Here is a 16,236-nt window from a genome sequence, read left to right on the forward strand (position 1 = left end):
GAGACAAAGGACCGATGACTATGAATCAATCCATGGAAATTGCCCTTTTTTTGCTATTGATTATACTCGTCCTGATATGCCTGCTATGCTGGGAACACCGCCGGCGCAAAGAACAGCAAGCCTATTTCCACTGGCTTTGCGAGTCGGCCAAACTCTATGTCTTCAACTATGATTCACATAGGGACATCATGTATCTTTCCGCTGCCTGTGCAACAATCCTGCAGCTGCCAGAGACCATCAGCAGCTTTAGCACAGCCACCCAGCAACTGACCACGCCATTTGCTCAAGTCGGGATCAATTTTCTCAAGCAATCGATGCAGAATGTGGACAAAACGTCCAACCTCTGCCTGACCTATGACAATTCCCATACTTGTTTCTACCGGGTAACGGCTCATCGTTTCTACGATAAGAACCAGAAACTGCGGCATACGCTGGGATTCTTCTACGACGTTACCATCGAGATGAAAAAGGAGCAGCGGCTCGAACGCAAAGCTGCTACGGACCAGCTGACCGGCGTCTATAACCGCGGCGCCATCCATGAACTCATCCAGTTGGCCCTCAGGGAAAACACGCCCGGTGCCTTTATCATGCTCGATATCGACTATTTCAAGGCTATCAACGACTCGGCTGGCCATCAGGCAGGCGACGAGGTTCTGCGCAGCATCGTCCGCGTAATCCGGGAACACATCCGCCATACCGACATCGTCGGGCGCATGGGCGGCGATGAGTTCTGCATCTATCTGCCCAATGTTCCCTCCCGGGAATTCGCCCAGACGCTCTGCGAACGGATCCGGTCTGCGATTCCAGCCGGGGTTACCTATGGCAGCCAGCATCACCCCGTCACCATGAGCATCGGCTGCACACTGTCCAAACCAACCGACAACTTCACCAGTCTCTACTCCCGCGCCGACAGCGCCCTCTACCAATCAAAACGGCAAGGCCGCGACAAAGTCACTATCGACCAGGACTGAGACATAGCAAAGAGCTGACCTTCTTAAAGGTCAGCTCTTTTTAAAATAAGTTCTTGTAAACACCCATACTGATTGAAAACAACCCAGCACCGTGCAAACGATGCTCCATGGAATACTCCAGCCGTTCATCCAAACGTTCCAGGCATTCTTCCATCGATTCGATTTCCCTCTGCAATCCGTTCATGCTGTTGCAGAGGCTACAAAGCTCTATAAGAGTTTTTTCCATCTGACAGTTTTCCCTTCATCGCAGTACCTATGTTGCTCGATACTTGAATTTTGTATACAAACATTATAGCACGATTAGAGCGGTATGCCAGTGTAAAGATGTACAGTTTTCAAGATTAATTTAGTACATTTATTCAATATAGTCAAGTCAATAGTGAATATTTATGCTGTCTCGCAGACATTTCCACTTAGCACAGACATTCTCATTATTCCCCCAGCAGCATATCTATAGGTACGCTCGTCTTCGTATCCCGCCAGTAATCCGCGATGCCCTGCGCGATTGCCCTGGCGATATCATCGCCATGCTGGGTAAGGATGCCGACATCATCACTATCGATAAATCCCACCTCGACGAGCACAGCAGGCATGATGGTATTCCGCAGTACGCAAAAGGATGGATGTTCCTTGATGCCGCGATCGACATAGCCACGGTCATACGGTGCCAGCCCCCAAAGGAGCTGATGCTGGATGCAGGCCGCCAGCTGACCGCCTGCACCATCTGTCCTATAGCAATAGGTCTCAGGGCCGCGGCCGCCCCCGGCATTTACGTGGATGCTGACAAAGACATCTGCTCCCCACTGATTCGCCATGTCGACAACACAAGGATAGCCTGGATTTTCACCACTTAGATTATGACTCTGCAGCAGCTTTACAGCGCAACCAGCCAATTCCAGATACCTGCCACATAAACTGCCATAAGTCAGCGCCAGATTGCACTCGCGCAGCTGCAGCCGCGGATGTGAAAAACCCGAATCAGGATTACCGCCCAAGGCATGGCCGGGATTCAAAAAAACACGCATAAGTTTTCTCTCTCAAATTTAATAAACTGGTAAATAATACGAATTTCGACTAAAAAACTCGCAAAATCTACATACATTATATAGCGCTCCATACGCGTTGTCTAGTATTTTCTACCAATTTCCTCGTATATTCTCGCATATATTAGAAGAATATGATAGAATAATAACCTGAAAGGAGCGTGTTACAATATGACAGACGACCCTAAAAACCTGATCACTAAGGAGCCATTCCATCTGCGCCTGCATCGCCTGCGTGAAGAACGCCGGCTTACCCAGAGTGAAGTTGCTGCCGCTTGCAATGTCAAAGCCAGCAGCTATAGCAACTGGGAACAAGGCCGCTCACTACCCAGCCTCGACCGCCTGCCGATCCTTGCCGAGATATTCCGCACCTCAATCGACTACCTGCTCGGACTCAAAACTTTTGCCCCCGACACCGAAAAGCTCCTGTCGCAACTTCGACGGCTTGATGATGCCGATCTGAAGGCCCTCACGCAAATCGTAGGCTCCATTTCCAGGCATCAAACCAAGCATAAAGACTGCTAATAAAACAATTGGCCATACAATCCCCGAAAAAACATACGAAAAAAGACCCCGCAAAAGCTTGCGAGGTTTTGATAGCACTAGTGGTGCCGGAAGCCGGACTTGAACCGGCACGTTGTTGCCAACGGCAGATTTTGAGTCTGCTGCGTCTGCCAATTCCGCCATTCCGGCAAAATGACACTTACGTGCGTCATCAACGAATAAAAGTATATCATTCCACCGTTTTTTTGTCAAATATTATTTTTTTGATTTGTCTGGCGCCTTGTCCCAGCCCTTAGCCTGGACTTCTTCACGAGCTTTCTGCTGGATCTGTTCCCGATACTTTGCCATATCATTGCGCACGGTCTGCATGTCAGAGCGCTTGTAATGGTATTCTTTGCAACGGACGTTAAATTCATCGACCATCGCGTTGAAGTCATCGACGGCTTTGCCGTTATATTGATTGATATGCGGCCGCATGGCATCGAGCTTGATTTCCGTCATAACGATCCAACGGAGTTCCTCACGCTCGAGAGACGCCGCTCCCTCACGTGGCTTGGAAACCTTCAGCGGCAGTCCCATGGCCTCCTTTTTCTGCTCGTCGGTCATCTCAGCGGCTGCCGAGGCATCCATATGCTCATAGATTGCCGGTTTGACAATAAATACGACCACCAGAGCAATCATCACATAGACGAGCCAGCTGCCGACACCATGGAGCAGCCGCGATACGAAACTTTGACTTTCCGCCTCCGTTTCCGGCTTCTCGTCCTTTACCTTCTCACTGAGCCGCGCAGCTTCCTGCTGCAGCTGTTCATTCTTATCATCCATCAGACATCCCTCTTTCTGCCTTTGCGGCAATCCTGCAGCCATCAACATAGCTTTCCAGCTGCGAAACACAAATCCTTTTATAGGATAGACAGCCTTTCTTAAAGGCTGATACGAAAACGATAAGAATCTAATAAAAAAGAGAAGGAATATCAAAATGCATGTCGAATATTCCCAGTGGGAAACGTAGGGTAAATGTCCTCAATTTTTTTATGCTAGCTTGAGGACAGGGTAAAAGAAGAAAGGATGGTTCTATGAACAAAAAGAAACTCTGTGCTGCACTCCTGGCAATGAGCTTTGCCTTTGGAACCGGCGCCAGCATCAACGTCGAGGCCGCTACCCGTGCTGAGATTGCTCAGATCAGTGTCAAGCAGAACGGCAGTGACTTCAAGTACTGGAACAAAGACTCCGCTTCCTTCAAAGCTCTGACGAGTTACGTCAAGGACGTAACGAACAAGAAAAGCCCGAACTACATCCCGGTCGAGGACCGCATCGCTGTCTTTGACATGGATGGCACACTGCTCGGAGAGAGAACTCCTTGCTATTTCGAGTGGATGATGTACCTTGAACGCGCGCTCAACGATCCTTCCTACACTCCGTCAAAGGAAGACCGCGAGTATGCCAAAGCCGTCAAGGCAGCGATTGACAAGCAGTCCCTGCCGGAGGACATGGAAGGCAAAGAGGCTAAATCGCAGGCCTCCGTCTTTGCTGGCATGACGCAGCCCGAATACGAGGCCTTTGTCCGCGAGTTCATGGAAACGCCTGCTGAAGGTCTGACGAACCTCAAACGCGGCGAGGAATTCTACCTGCCGATGGCTGAGGTAGTCTCCTACCTCAAGAACAACGACTTTGACATCTGGATCGTATCCGGTTCCGACCGTGATGCTCAGCGCGTACTGATGGAAGGCGTACTGCCGATCAAACGCGACCACTTCATCGGCACGGACATCATGACGCTGGCCTCTGGCCAGGGCAATACCGATGGCCTTGAGTACGTCTATGACAAAGACAAAGACGTGCTGGTCCGCGGTCAGTTCGTCCTCAAGGACGTCAAGATGAACAAAGTCTCCAACATCGCCCGTGAAATCGGCCGTCAGCCGGTTCTCGCCTTCGGCAACAGCTCCGGCGATGCTTCGATGTTCAACTACACCATCAGCAAGAACAAGTATAAATCGCTGGCCTTCTCACTTTGCTGCGACGATCTCGAAAACGATCTCGGCAACACGAAGAAAGCCGACAAGATGAGAGCAGACTGCGAGAAGAATGGCTGGATTCCGGTCTCCATGCGCGATGACTGGAAGACCATCTATGGCTACAACGTCAAAGTTGCCAAATAAGCACAGGCTTTCGTAAGTCAAAAACAACAAACAAAAAGCCGGAAGGCTGACTTGTCAAAATCTGACAAGTCAAGCCTTCCGGCTATTTCTTTATCCTTCGAACAATGCCTTGGCAAAGTCATCGGCGTTGAAGGGACGCAGGTCTTCGACGCCCTCGCCGACGCCAATCCATTTGACCGGCATGGAAAGCTGGCTCTTGATACCGATGACGACACCGCCCTTGGCCGTGCCATCGAGTTTCGTCAGAACGACACCAGAAATCGGTGCAGCCTTCGTGAAGAGCTCGGCCTGGCTGATGGCATTCTGACCCGTCGTCGCATCGAGCACCAGCAGTGTCTCATGGGGTGCCCCCGGGATCTCGCGGCCGATGACGCGGTTGATCTTCTCGAGCTCCTGCATGAGATTCGACTTAGTCTGCAGGCGGCCGGCCGTATCGATGATCAATACGTCGATGCCGCGGGCCTTAGCCGCCTTGACAGCATCGAAGGCCACAGCCGCCGGGTCAGAGCCCTCCTCATGCTTGATGACCTGGGCGCCCGTGCGCTGGCCCCAGACCTCAAGCTGGTCGATGGCCGCCGCGCGGAACGTATCGGCAGCGGCGAGCATGACCGACTTACCCTGCTCCTTGTAGTAGGCGCTGAGCTTGCCGATGGTCGTCGTCTTGCCAGCACCGTTGACGCCGATGACCAGCAGCACCGTCGGGCCTTCTGCTGCCACGCGGGTCGTATCCTCGCCGTTATTCAGTATCGCCGCGATTTCCTTAGCGAGGAACGGCTTGAGGTCCTCCGGCGTGTTGATTTCCTTCTTCTTGATGCCCTTGCGGACTGCCTGCATGAGCTTGTCAGTCGTCTGCACGCCGACGTCAGCCATGATCAGCGTCTCCTCGAGCTCGTCGAGGAAGTCCTCATCGATATCGGCATAGCCGATGACGAGCTTCTCGATCTTGTTCGTCAGGTTTTCGCGGGTCTTGTTCAGGCCCTTTTTCAGTTTGTCAAAAAATCCCATGGATTGCCTCCGTTTATTCTATATCATCCAGTTTGACGGACAGTATCTTGGATACACCCGCATCCTCAATGGTGACACCATACATGGTATCCACCGATTCCATCGTGCCCTTACGATGCGTGACGACGATGAACTGCGTGTTCTCGGCAAATTCCCGCAGGAAAGCGCCGAAACGGACGACGTTGGCTTCGTCAAGCGGCGCATCAATCTCGTCAAGCACCGAGAACGGCGACGGACGGTAGCGCAGGAACGAGAACAGCAGCGCGATGACGGTCAGTGCGCGCTCGCCGCCTGAGAGGGCTGAGAGGTTCTGCCGTTTCTTCTGCGGCAGCGTCACGAGAATGTCGACGCCAGTATTTAACACATCGTCCTCGTCCAGCAGCTTGAGCTCAGCTTTGCCGCCGCCAAACAACCGCACGAAAATCTCGCCGAAATACGTCTGAATCTGGGCAAAGGCCTCCTTGAACTGCTTGGTCATCGCCTCATCCATATCGGCGATAAGGCTTTCGAGGTTCTCCTTGGCCTCGATGAGGTCATTAGCCTGTCCCTGCATGAAGTCGTGGCGTTTCTGCTGCTCCTCATACTCCTCCAGAGCATTTGGATTGACGGGCCCGAGTTCCTTGATCTTCTTGTCGAGCTCCTTCATGCGGCGATAAACCTCTGGCGGCTCGATATCAAGGGCCTCCTCAAGGGCCCGCTCCGGCGTCAGGCCGTATTCGGAGAGGATGGTTTCCTGCCACTCCTCCAGGGCCAGCTGCAGCTTGGTCTCGATGATCTCGAGCTTGTGCACATGCTCCTGGGCCTGATTGAGTTTCCTAGCCGTCTCATGGGCATCCTTATCGGCCTGCTGGCTTTCGGTGAGCTTGGTCATGCGCTGGGCATAGATCTTGTCATGGGCCTGCTGGCCTTCAGCAAACAGACGCTGCCAATTCTCATTTTGCCCGCTGATTTCCTCAAGCCGCGTAACGCTTTCGGTAAGGCCTGCGATGAGCTGTTTCTCCTCGGCTTCATTGTCGCGCAGGGCCTGTTCGCTACGTTCCTTGTCCTTGGTGCGCAGCAGCAGATGCTCCCGCGAGCGCAGGGCTTCCTGCTCGAGCACCGCCCGATTGACCTCGCGTTTCTGGATGTACTCGGACAAGTCGTCAGCATCCTGCTCGAGATCCTCTAGCTCGATAGATGCATCCTCCGCCGCATGGTCAGCCTCGTCAAAGGCTCGCTGAGCCTCTGTCACAGCGCGGGCCGCCAGCGTGCGTTTTTCCTGGATGCGCGCAAAAGTCGCCTTGATTTCTGCCGCGGCCTTTTCCATCTCGGCCACGGCCTGCTGCTGGCTGCTCTGGTTCTCCGCCAAACGCTCAAGGCTCACACGCAGCTCAGCGCGATGGACGTTAGCCGCATGCAGGGCCTCCATGGCCGTATCCTGCTGCGCTGCCGCCGCCTGTTTCGCCTGCTGGGCCACCTCACGGTCAGCCTGCAAAGCCTGCAATCTGCTCTGGGCCTCGGCAAGTTTCTGCCTCAGGGCCTCGATCTCGCCGCTGCGATTCAGGAAACTTGCCTCCTGATGCTGCCGGCTGCCGCCCGAGAGCGAACCGCCGGGGCTCAGCAGCTCGCCTTCCTTCGTGACGATGCGCAGCTTATAGTTATGTTTCTTCGCCAAGGCCAGTGCATGGTCGAGGGTATCGACCACCAGCGTCCGCGACAGCAGGAACTCCACGATTTTCGTGTACTTTGCCTCCGTCTTGACGAGCTCGCTGGCCCAGCCGACGACGCCCTCCTGGGCCGAGAACTTGATGTCCTGCGGCGGACGGGCCACGATGGTCGAAAGTGGCAGGAACGTCACACGGCCCTGCCGCTCGCGCTTGAGGTATGCGATGGCAGCCTTGGCCGTATCCGTATCCTCAGTCACGATATTCTGGAGATTGCCACCCAGGGCAATCTCCAGCGCCGTCACATACTCGCGGGGCACATCGATGAGCTCAGCCACAGCACCGGCAACGCCCTTGCGCCAGCCTTCCTGGCACTTGAGCACTGCCTTGGCCGCCTTGCCAAAGCCCTCATAGGCCTGCTGCATGCGGGTGAGGAACTGGATCTTGCTCTCTGCTGACTTGGTCTGCTGCGTCGTCTCGTTACAGCGGCGCTCGCAGTCGGCAGCCCGATGGGCAGCCTCACGCTGGGCAGTCTGCGCCTGCTGCTGTTCGGCGATGCGCTGCTTGATGGCAGTTTCCTGCTCGGCAAGCTCTGCCTGCAGCTTTTCCTGCAGTTTGTCAAGTTCCTGGAGCTGCGCTCTTGCCTCGCTAAGACTTGCCTCACGGGCCGCCTGGTCACCGCTGCCGTTTTCGATATCGCGCTCGATAAGCGCCAGTTCCTGCTGTTTCTGCGTGAGGGCCGCCTGGGCTGCCTCGCGTTTTTCCGCCGCCTCTTTGTCAACTTCTTTCTGCGCGCGGATGCGCTCGGCGATGCTCTTAGCCTTGTCTTTCTCCTTGGCCAACAGCTCTTCAGCCAGTGCCAAGTCTTTCTTCTGCTGGGTCTCCTTCTCGGACAGCTGGGCCATATCGGCCACCGCCTGGGCGATCTCGTGATTCAGCTCGCTGCGGCGGCTCAGGATGCGGGCTTTGGCCGCATCGCTCTGCTCCTGGCGCTCCTTGAGGGCCGCCATCTCCGTCGAGGCCGCCTCGATCTTCTGACGGATGCGCTCGTTCTTTTCGGCCTGTTCCTTGAGCTGCTGCTCCAAGTCGATGATTTCCTTGCCGAGCTGCTCCTTGCGGGCCGCCACGGCCTTGACCTGCGTATCGGCTGCCACAGCCGCATCGCGGGCTGACACAAGCTTTTCGTCGTTATCCCGCTTGCGCTGGCTCTCGCGCGTATAGTCCTGGGCGAGTTTCGTCAGCCGGCACTTCTGGTACTCCTCATTGAGCCCGTTAAAAATGCGCGTCTTTTCTGCATGACGCGCGAGCGGCTCCAGCTGATTTTCGATTTCATTGATGATGTCCTGTACGCGCACGAGATTGTTCTCAGTATCCGTGAGCTTGCGCACCGACTCCCGCTTGCGGTTGCGGTACTTCGTGATGCCAGCGGTCTCCTCGAAGAACGCCCGGCGCTCCTCGGGCCGGCTGTTCAAAATATCATCGATGCGGTTCTGCCCGATGATGCTCATGCCGTCGTGACCGATGCCCGTATCGGCAAACAGATTGTAAATATCCTTGAGCCGGCAGCGCGAACGGTTGATATAGAACTCGCTCTCACCGCTGCGGTAAAGCCGGCGGGTCACGACGACCTCGCGGAAGTCCACCGGCAGCGTGCCATCATTGGCAAAGAACAGCGATACCTCCGCAACGCCCAATGCCTTGCGCGACGCCGACCCCGTGAAGATGATATCCTCGGCCTTCGTACCGCGCAGATTGCGCACATTCTGCTCACCGAGCACCCAGCGGATCGCATCGGTGATATTGCTCTTGCCACTGCCGTTTGGCCCGACAATGGCCGTTATCCCCTTGTCGAAATCAATGGAAATCTTATCCGCGAAGGATTTGAATCCATACGCTTCCAGACGTTTTAATTGCACGTTTTTCCCTGCCTCTTCAATGTTGACGGAAATGCTGCTTGAATTCCTGCGTTTCCGTGTATTCTTTCATGAATTCCATGAACCGGGCATCGGCCCGGGAAAGATTCTTATTGCCGCCCCAGAACAGCGACACGCTGACACCTACCGACGGAGCCAGCGGCCTGCGCACGAAAATCTTCTCCATGCGCGTGACGAAGTTCGGCAGCATCGAGATGCCACTGCCATTGGCGACGAGCTGCTTGATGGTCTTGAGCTGCGACGTGCAGAGCACGATATCGGGCACATAGCCATAGGCTCCGCAATGATTCATGATCTGACGGTATTGATAGGTATTCGGCTGCTGCATGATGAACTTCTCATCACGCAGCTCCTGGAACGAGATGGCATCCTTCTTCGCCAGCGGATGCTGCGGCGGCAGGCAGAGTACCATCTTGTCCTGCAGGATGCGCATCGAGTTGTCGAGATCCTCCTCGACGCTCCCGAGCACGATACCGAAATCGAGCTCGCCGGAGTCCGCGCGCTGCCGCACCTCATCCGAGTCGCTGAATTCCTGTACATCCAGCGTCACATCAGGCACGTACTCCCGGAATTTCGTGAACAAATCCGGGAAAAGATAGCCCTCCACCATCGGCGGCACGCCGAAATGGATGATATCCTGCCGGTCCGAGCGGTAACGCAGCATATCCTTCTTCGCAAAGGCTGCATCCTGCATGATGCGCTGCGCATGGACCAGGAAAACCTTCCCCTGTTCCGTAAGGCTTACATGCTTCTGGCTGCGGTTTATCAGCATAACCCCCAGCTCAGCCTCCAGCGACTTGATTGCCTTGGTGACTGACGGCTGCGACACATGCAGTGCCTCGGCCGTCCGCGTAAAGTTCTCGAGCTCGCTGATGGTACAAAAATACTCCAATTGCCGAAACTCCATCAATAGTCCCCCATACACGCTACCCGACTTGCAATAGCTTCATTCAGTTTATTTCCGTTGTGCCAAAATCCCTTATCTATTCTCTATAGGATTCTCATTTGATGCACAATTCAAGATAATATTATTTTATCATAGCCCCAAGGCATTATCCAGTGAAAAAGAGCCTTTCCGCAAAGAAAAGCTCTTTCTCTTCTCCTATTCTTTTAGCAGCCCAAGATTCTTCATGACCAGCGTCACTTTATCAGTGTCGATGGGCTTGGCCGCATAGGCATCACAGCCAAGTTCCAGCGCCTGGTCCACATACTCCACATCTGCCAGTGCCGTCATCATGATGATGCAGGTATGCTTGAGCTGATGCTGCTTCTCCAGGACACGGATAGCCTTGAGTAGCTTGAGCCCATCGATGCGCGGCATCATGATATCCAGGCACAGCAGGTCATAGGGTGCCTTGTCCTTTATGGCATCCATGAAGAGGTCCAGCGCCTCCATCCCGTCTACAGCCACATCACAAGTGCCGTAATTGCCCATGAACTTCTTCAAGAAAATCCGGCTGAGCCGGTCATCCTCCGCAATCAGTATCTTCATGATGCATCCCCTCCATCCTCATCGAGACGCTGCTCGCAGTACGCCAGCAGGCTCGCGATATCACTTAGATCTGTTTCTTCTACTGCTTTTGGCTGGTTGTCCCGGATCTCGCCATCATTCCAGCATTCGTTGATGAATACCGAGCGCTCCTGGCTCTCCTCATCCTCGCCGTCGGCCTCATAGAGCGGAATCCAGAAGGTGAAATTACTGCCGCACTGCGGTGCCGAGTGAGCGCTGATCTCGCCGCCCATGGCCTCCACCAAATCCTTCACGATCATGAGCCCCAGCCCTGTCCCGCCGAACTTCCTGGTCGTAGAGCCATCCACCTGGCTGAAGGGCTGGAAGAGTTTTTTCTGCTCCTCGAACGACATGCCGATCCCCGTATCGTGAATCGCAATGCTCAGCACCGGTATCCCCTTGCGGAAAACCTTCTTGGCCTCCACCGCCACGCCACCTTCAATGGTGAACTTCACCGCATTGTTCAGCAGATTATGCATGATCTGACGGAAACGCATGGGATCGCCAGTGATGAACTGCGGAATTCCCTTGAGGTCCGGCAGGCGGAAGAACAGCCCCTTGCCCTTGGCCACCTTGCGATGGACCGTACAGACCCGCCGCAACATCTTATGCAAGTCGAAGTCGAGGGACTCGAGCTCCATCTTACCGCAGTCGAGCTTCGAAAAATCGAGGATATCGTTGATGATCCGCAGCAGATCCTCCGAGCACTGCTTGGCACTCATGAGGTTCTCCCGCTGCTCCTCGGTAAGGTCCGTATGCAGCGTCAGATCAATCATGCCGTTCATGCCGTTGATGGGCGTGCGGATTTCGTGGCTCATATTGGCCAGGAACTGACTCTTGGTCCGGCTGGCTGCCTCGGCGCGCTCCCGAGCCTCCTCCAGGGCATCCTCTTTTTTCTTGCGCTGGGATACATCAATCATCGTGACGATCGTCTGCTTGCCCATTTCTGACCAAGCCTGAGAGAAAAACATCCGCAGCCATATCCTTTCCTTGCGGCGGATGCTGTGCATGGCCGCCGTAATCTGGCTGGTATAGCCCTCGGTAGCGATGGCCGTTTCGATCTGATGTCGGATGGGACAGGTCGCACAGTACTGCCCATGACCGCAGCCGCCCTCAAAGCTGTTTTCGCAGCGGAAAACATCGCCGAACTGCTTGCCCACCGAATCCCTGTAGGTGGTCTCCATGGTCTCCAGGCCGGCATCATTGATATCGACGATGGCCCCCTTCTCATCAAGCACGCAAAGCCCCACCTGTGCAGCGGAAAACACCGTCCGCATATAGACATGATCGGCCTCGAGCCGTACCTCGAGCCGGCGAAGATGCGTGATATTGCGCAGGATCACGGCACAGCCCACGATTTCCCCCTCATCAAGGTGCAACGGCGAACACGTCGCCGACAGGTAGATGGCCTCTTGCTGCTCGCCGCGCAGGATACCGATATTGCGGGCCAGGCCCACCGAGCGCCGCTCGGTCAGCGCCACCCGTAAGGGACTTTGAAAATTTCGCCCTGTCTTCAGATTGACCAAGGGGCAAACCTCACTGAAAGAGCGGCCCAGGGCCTGCTTATCCTCCCAGCCCAAGATCCGTTTGGCATTCTTGTTGATATAGGTAATCTTTTCCTCTAAATCCGTCAGGATAAGACCGTCGCCCAAACTTCCCAAAAGTCCGCGCAAGACTGAGTCGGAAATCTGTCCATATATATCATTTCCCATCGCCTTCATCCTTTCCAGCCACAATCTGCGGATGGGCCAAACTCATGATACAGCCAGGTATGACCGAAAGCGGCAGCTGCCGCATGACAGCACCGCGCTCAAAGGCCACCCGCGGCATCCCGTAGACCACACTGGTCGCCTCATCCTGACCGATGGTACGCGCGCCCTTCTGCCGCATCTTGAGCAGTCCTTCCGCCCCATCATTTCCCATACCAGTAAGGATTACCCCCAGGGCCTCGGCTCCTGCCGCCTCAGCCACGGACTCGAACAACACATCAACCGAGGGACAGTGCCCGCTCACCTGCTCCGTGCCACGGCAGGAAACGAAGAACTCGCTGCCCAGACGCCGTACCCGCATCTGCCGGTCCCCCGGGGCCACATAGATATGATTGGGCAGCAAGCGCTCCCCGTCGAGGGCCTCGGCAGCCGTGAACGATGACTCATTATTGAGCCTGTCAGCAAACAAGCGGCTGAATCCATAGGGGATATGCTGGACGATGACAATCGGCGGCAGCGGCGGCCGTAAGCCTTGGATAAGGCTTGCCAGCGCCTCGGTGCCCCCTGTCGATGCCCCAAGGGCAATGAGCCGCACTTCCTTTGGCGTCTCAAGGCTCTCATCCCTACTGACGGCCTGCCTGGCCCGTTGCAGATTATGCTGCATGCCTGCAGTCGCTGCCTGGGTCCGCTGATATATGCCCGCCAGATTCCGCTGTGGCTTGCTGGGCGCCGCATCCAAGGGCTTGCGGTAAACCGACGGCATCACATACTGGAACGGCGCTGCATGCCGCTCCACCGTCTCCGAATGGCCGACAAAAAGATAGCCGCCCGGCTCAAGATAGTCGTAAAACTGCCGCACGAGCCGGTTCCGCACCGGCGCGTCGAAATAGATCATGACATTCCGGCAGAAAATCACATGGAAAGGCTTCTTGAACGGAAACCCCAGCGTCATCAGATTGAACGGCCGGAACAGCACCTGCTGCCGGATCACATCATTGACCTGCAGCTTCCCGCTGCCAGCGGCATGGAAATAGCCACGCAGCCAGTTTTCCGGCATCCCGGCGAGAGATTCCCGCTCGTAGATGCCTGCTTTGGCAGTTTCAAGCACCTCCGTCGACAGGTCTGTGGCCAGCAGTGTCTTTTCCCAGCGCGACCCCTGCAGCCCGAACTGATCCTGCAGCAGCATTGCCAGCGTATAGGCCTCCTGCCCTGTAGAACAAGCCGCGCACCAGGTACGGATATCGCCGTCCTGAACCGATGATGCAATCCAGGGCAGCACCGTATCCCGATAAAACCAAAAGTGATCTGCCTCACGCATAAAGAACGTGTGGTGCGTGGTAATGGCTTCGGCCAGCGCCTTCAAGAGCCGGCCTGAGCCATCTTGCTTCAGTGCCTTCAGGAAACCTGCCGCATCGCGGTATTTGGCCGTCTCTGCCCCCTCGTGGAACAGCCGCTGCAGGCGCGACTCCAAAAGCGCCTTCTTCTCACGGGGCAGCTGGATGCCAAACTCACGGTCTACGATACTCGCATATGCTAAAAATACCGAATCATCCATCAGTACTTGCCAAATCCTTCCTCATCATCGGCAAACTTATACGCTTGGGATTCTGCAGGCTTTGCTACCGCTGGCGCCGGCATCGGTGCAGGGCTCTGCGCCGGACGCACGGCAGGCTTGGGCGGTTCATAGGTTCCCATCCCCCGCGAGCTGCCCGATGCCAGGCGAAACTGGTCAGCCGTCTCACGTAGACGAGCAGCCTGGGCATTGAGCTGCTCACTGGCCGATGCAGCCTCTTCCGAGGTTGCCGAGTTCGCCTGTACGACCTGGGACACCTGCAATACACCCTGATCAATCTGCTCCAAGGCCAGCTTCTGCTCACTGGAGGCCTTGGCAATCGAGCTTACGATATCGGCCACCTCCGAGACATTGCTCATGATGATCATCAGCGCCTCAGCCGTCTTGCCCGCAATCGCCCGGCCAGACTCCACCTTCGCGATGGAGTCCTCGATGAGCTCCGTCGTTTCCTTCGCTGCCTTGGCACTACGTGCCGCAAGGTTGCGGACTTCTTCCGCCACGACAGCAAAGCCCTTGCCATGCTGACCGGCACGAGCAGCCTCGACAGCCGCATTGAGCGCCAGGATATTGGTCTGGAAAGCGATTTCATCAATAACCTTGATAATCTTCGAGATATTGGCCGAGGACGTATTGATGTCCTCCATAGCCGCGAGCATTTCCTTCATATCGGCATCGCCGACAGACGCCTGCTGGCGGGCCTGGATTGTGAGATTGTTAGCCTTATCGGCATTTTCCGCATTGCTGGCCGTCTGGGACGAGATCTCCGAAATCGATGCCGAAAGCTCCTCGACAGAAGACGCCTGCTCCGCAGCCCCCTGGGATAGCGAGACACTGGCCTCGGAGACATTGCGTGAACCTGCCGCCACCTGCTCAGCTGCCACATGGATATTGTTCATGGACTGATTGAGATTCTGGCGCATATGCTCAAAATGCACCACAGCCTGCCCAATCTCGTCATTGCTCTCCGCTTTCATCGGCTGACTGAGGTCACCGTTGCCGATTACCTCTGCCGCGGCAGCCATGCGGTTGATACGGCTGCCGATACTGCGGGCCAGCCGCATACCGAAGAACATCGCCAGCAGGACTACCACCGTGATATTGATGACTGAGATCAGCATGGCTCTATCAATCTCGTCTTTGATTTTCTTGAACTCATCCTGGGTGCTCTTATTGCCCAGCTCCATCACCGAGTCAAAGCTCTGAGAAAGCTTGTAGCCGGTTTCTGAGGCCCGTTTCGCCTCAGGCAGGGTCTCCACCGGCGCGCCCGGTGCGGGCTGCGCCTTGATCAGCGCATCGCGCTGGCTGCGGAACGTATCGATCTGTCCGCGGATATCCCCCATGACCTTCTTAGCCTCGACAGAAACGGCCCGTTTTTCCAGCTCGCCAAAGACCACATCGAGCTCCTTGTCGCGCTTCTGCATATTCGCCATGGACTCCTGCCGCATCGCTGGATCGACCCGCGTCAGGAACCGTGTAAACTCGTTGCGGGACTCTGTGAAAAGTTTCCCTGCTTGTGTCGCCAGAGTTGCCGCATACGCATCCTCGTCATAGACCTTTTGGTACTGATCGCTTACAGAGCTCAGCAGGTAGAGGCAGCAAGCAGCTGTCAGCACCATCAAGGCTCCGAGTATTCCTGTCAAAGTCACCAGCTTGGTACTGATCTTCATATTCTTAAACAGATCCATTTTCGTTCCCTCTTTCCTCATTCATCCCGCTAAGCATCTTTTCTTCTTCCACATCGAATAGTTTTTCCCAGTCCAGCAAAAGCACGACCTTGCTATCCGGCAGCTTGCCGATATTCCTTATATAGCGATTGCTTGCCGACTTGAGCTCCGGCGGAGCCACTGTCTGCCCCTCCGGGATGGACAGCACCTCGCTGACCCCATCGATGATAAGTCCGAGCAGTACCTCCTTGACCTCGATGACGATGACACAGGTACGGTCCGTATAAGCCCGGAACTCCCGGCCGAACCGCAGCCGCATGTCGATGACCGGAATGATCTTGCCGCGAAGATTGATGATGCCACGCACATAGTCGGGCACCTCCGGCACCTTGGTAATGGGCAGGATGCCAATGATTTCGATGACCACGCGGATATCGATGCCATAGAGCTCCTCCCCCAGCGTAAAAGTCAGATATTTATCCTTTTGTGTATCTTCCTCTTGCAGGAGTTCTTCATCCATT

14 protein-coding genes and 1 tRNA gene are annotated in these 16,236 nt (G+C 55.3%); 3 read left to right on the forward strand and 12 right to left on the reverse strand.

Features of this window, described 5'->3' with window-relative positions; genetic code table 11:
- Positions 1-14: 14 nt before the first annotated feature.
- Positions 15-971 (forward strand): GGDEF domain-containing protein, encoded by a 957-nt coding sequence (locus tag BM322_RS04665; RefSeq protein ID WP_075428752.1) that lies wholly within the window; start codon positions 15-17, stop codon positions 969-971.
- 40 nt (positions 972-1,011) lie between these two features.
- Here BM322_RS04665 and BM322_RS04670 read toward each other — a convergent pair whose 3' ends face one another.
- Together BM322_RS04670 and BM322_RS04675 are read right to left on the reverse strand one after the other, a co-directional pair.
- The gene (locus BM322_RS04670; RefSeq protein ID WP_075428753.1) at positions 1,012-1,197 is read right to left on the reverse strand and encodes a hypothetical protein; all 186 of its coding nucleotides are present in this window, start codon (positions 1,195-1,197) and stop codon (positions 1,012-1,014) included.
- 205 nt (positions 1,198-1,402) lie between these two features.
- Positions 1,403-1,996: an N-acetylmuramoyl-L-alanine amidase gene (locus tag BM322_RS04675; protein WP_075428754.1), complete on the reverse strand. Its 594-nt coding sequence runs from the start codon at positions 1,994-1,996 to the stop codon at positions 1,403-1,405.
- 189 nt (positions 1,997-2,185) lie between these two features.
- Here BM322_RS04675 and BM322_RS04680 point away from each other — a divergent pair, with 189 nt between their 5' ends.
- Positions 2,186-2,539 (forward strand): helix-turn-helix domain-containing protein, encoded by a 354-nt coding sequence (locus BM322_RS04680; RefSeq protein WP_075428755.1) that lies wholly within the window; start codon positions 2,186-2,188, stop codon positions 2,537-2,539.
- Between the two features lie 81 nt (positions 2,540-2,620).
- Here the strand turns inward: BM322_RS04680 and BM322_RS04685 are convergent.
- Together BM322_RS04685 and BM322_RS04690 are read right to left on the reverse strand one after the other, a co-directional pair.
- Positions 2,621-2,707: transfer RNA gene (locus tag BM322_RS04685), tRNA-Leu, on the reverse strand.
- A 66-nt stretch (positions 2,708-2,773) separates the two neighbouring features.
- On the reverse strand, positions 2,774-3,343 hold the full coding sequence (locus tag BM322_RS04690) for a hypothetical protein (RefSeq protein WP_075428756.1): 570 nt from the start codon (positions 3,341-3,343) through the stop codon (positions 2,774-2,776).
- 251 nt (positions 3,344-3,594) lie between these two features.
- On the opposite strand from BM322_RS04690, the gene BM322_RS04695 reads away from it, so the two are divergent.
- Entirely contained in the window at positions 3,595-4,677 is a 1,083-nt protein-coding gene (locus BM322_RS04695) for an HAD family phosphatase (RefSeq protein WP_075428757.1), read from the forward strand.
- A 90-nt stretch (positions 4,678-4,767) separates the two neighbouring features.
- Here BM322_RS04695 and ftsY read toward each other — a convergent pair whose 3' ends face one another.
- The 8 genes from ftsY to BM322_RS04735 form a co-directional block, all read right to left on the reverse strand.
- Entirely contained in the window at positions 4,768-5,682 is a 915-nt protein-coding gene (ftsY, locus tag BM322_RS04700; RefSeq protein ID WP_075428758.1) for a signal recognition particle-docking protein FtsY, read from the reverse strand.
- 13 nt (positions 5,683-5,695) lie between these two features.
- Positions 5,696-9,241 (reverse strand): chromosome segregation protein SMC, encoded by a 3,546-nt coding sequence (smc, locus tag BM322_RS04705; RefSeq protein ID WP_075428759.1) that lies wholly within the window; start codon positions 9,239-9,241, stop codon positions 5,696-5,698.
- Positions 9,242-9,257: 16 nt separating this feature from the next.
- On the reverse strand, positions 9,258-10,166 hold the full coding sequence (locus BM322_RS04710) for a LysR family transcriptional regulator (protein WP_075428760.1): 909 nt from the start codon (positions 10,164-10,166) through the stop codon (positions 9,258-9,260).
- 195 nt (positions 10,167-10,361) lie between these two features.
- Positions 10,362-10,751: a response regulator transcription factor gene (locus tag BM322_RS04715; protein WP_075428761.1), complete on the reverse strand. Its 390-nt coding sequence runs from the start codon at positions 10,749-10,751 to the stop codon at positions 10,362-10,364.
- Positions 10,748-12,481 (reverse strand): ATP-binding protein, encoded by a 1,734-nt coding sequence (locus tag BM322_RS04720; protein ID WP_075428762.1) that lies wholly within the window; start codon positions 12,479-12,481, stop codon positions 10,748-10,750. The genes BM322_RS04715 and BM322_RS04720 overlap by 4 nt, the downstream gene beginning before the upstream one ends.
- Positions 12,471-14,033, reverse strand: a complete 1,563-nt coding sequence (locus BM322_RS13675) for a chemotaxis protein CheB (RefSeq protein WP_075428763.1) — start codon at positions 14,031-14,033, stop codon at positions 12,471-12,473. Before BM322_RS13675 ends, BM322_RS04720 begins: the two co-directional genes overlap by 11 nt.
- Entirely contained in the window at positions 14,033-15,736 is a 1,704-nt protein-coding gene (locus tag BM322_RS04730) for a methyl-accepting chemotaxis protein (RefSeq protein WP_075428764.1), read from the reverse strand. The genes BM322_RS13675 and BM322_RS04730 overlap by 1 nt, the downstream gene beginning before the upstream one ends.
- Positions 15,723-16,235 (reverse strand): chemotaxis protein CheW, encoded by a 513-nt coding sequence (locus BM322_RS04735; protein WP_075428765.1) that lies wholly within the window; start codon positions 16,233-16,235, stop codon positions 15,723-15,725. The genes BM322_RS04730 and BM322_RS04735 overlap by 14 nt, the downstream gene beginning before the upstream one ends.
- Between the last annotated feature and the right edge of the window lies 1 nt (position 16,236).

The sequence above is a fragment of the Selenomonas sp. GACV-9 genome, from assembly GCA_900116485.1.
In the GTDB taxonomy this organism is placed as follows: Bacteria; Bacillota; Negativicutes; order Selenomonadales; family Selenomonadaceae; genus Selenomonas_A; species Selenomonas_A ruminantium_G.

Coding starts and splice junctions, on each gene's coding strand:
- BM322_RS04665 (WP_075428752.1), top strand. CDS start 15: ATGACTATGAATCAATCCATGGAAATTGCCCTTTTTTTGCTATTGATT.
- BM322_RS04670 (WP_075428753.1), bottom strand. CDS start 1,197: ATGGAAAAAACTCTTATAGAGCTTTGTAGCCTCTGCAACAGCATGAAC.
- BM322_RS04675 (WP_075428754.1), bottom strand. CDS start 1,996: ATGCGTGTTTTTTTGAATCCCGGCCATGCCTTGGGCGGTAATCCTGAT.
- BM322_RS04680 (WP_075428755.1), top strand. CDS start 2,186: ATGACAGACGACCCTAAAAACCTGATCACTAAGGAGCCATTCCATCTG.
- BM322_RS04690 (WP_075428756.1), bottom strand. CDS start 3,343: ATGGATGATAAGAATGAACAGCTGCAGCAGGAAGCTGCGCGGCTCAGT.
- BM322_RS04695 (WP_075428757.1), top strand. CDS start 3,595: ATGAACAAAAAGAAACTCTGTGCTGCACTCCTGGCAATGAGCTTTGCC.
- ftsY (WP_075428758.1), bottom strand. CDS start 5,682: ATGGGATTTTTTGACAAACTGAAAAAGGGCCTGAACAAGACCCGCGAA.
- BM322_RS04710 (WP_075428760.1), bottom strand. CDS start 10,166: ATGGAGTTTCGGCAATTGGAGTATTTTTGTACCATCAGCGAGCTCGAG.
- BM322_RS04715 (WP_075428761.1), bottom strand. CDS start 10,751: ATGAAGATACTGATTGCGGAGGATGACCGGCTCAGCCGGATTTTCTTG.
- BM322_RS04720 (WP_075428762.1), bottom strand. CDS start 12,481: ATGGGAAATGATATATATGGACAGATTTCCGACTCAGTCTTGCGCGGA.
- BM322_RS13675 (WP_075428763.1), bottom strand. CDS start 14,033: ATGGATGATTCGGTATTTTTAGCATATGCGAGTATCGTAGACCGTGAG.
- BM322_RS04730 (WP_075428764.1), bottom strand. CDS start 15,736: ATGGATCTGTTTAAGAATATGAAGATCAGTACCAAGCTGGTGACTTTG.
- BM322_RS04735 (WP_075428765.1), bottom strand. CDS start 16,235: ATGGATGAAGAACTCCTGCAAGAGGAAGATACACAAAAGGATAAATAT.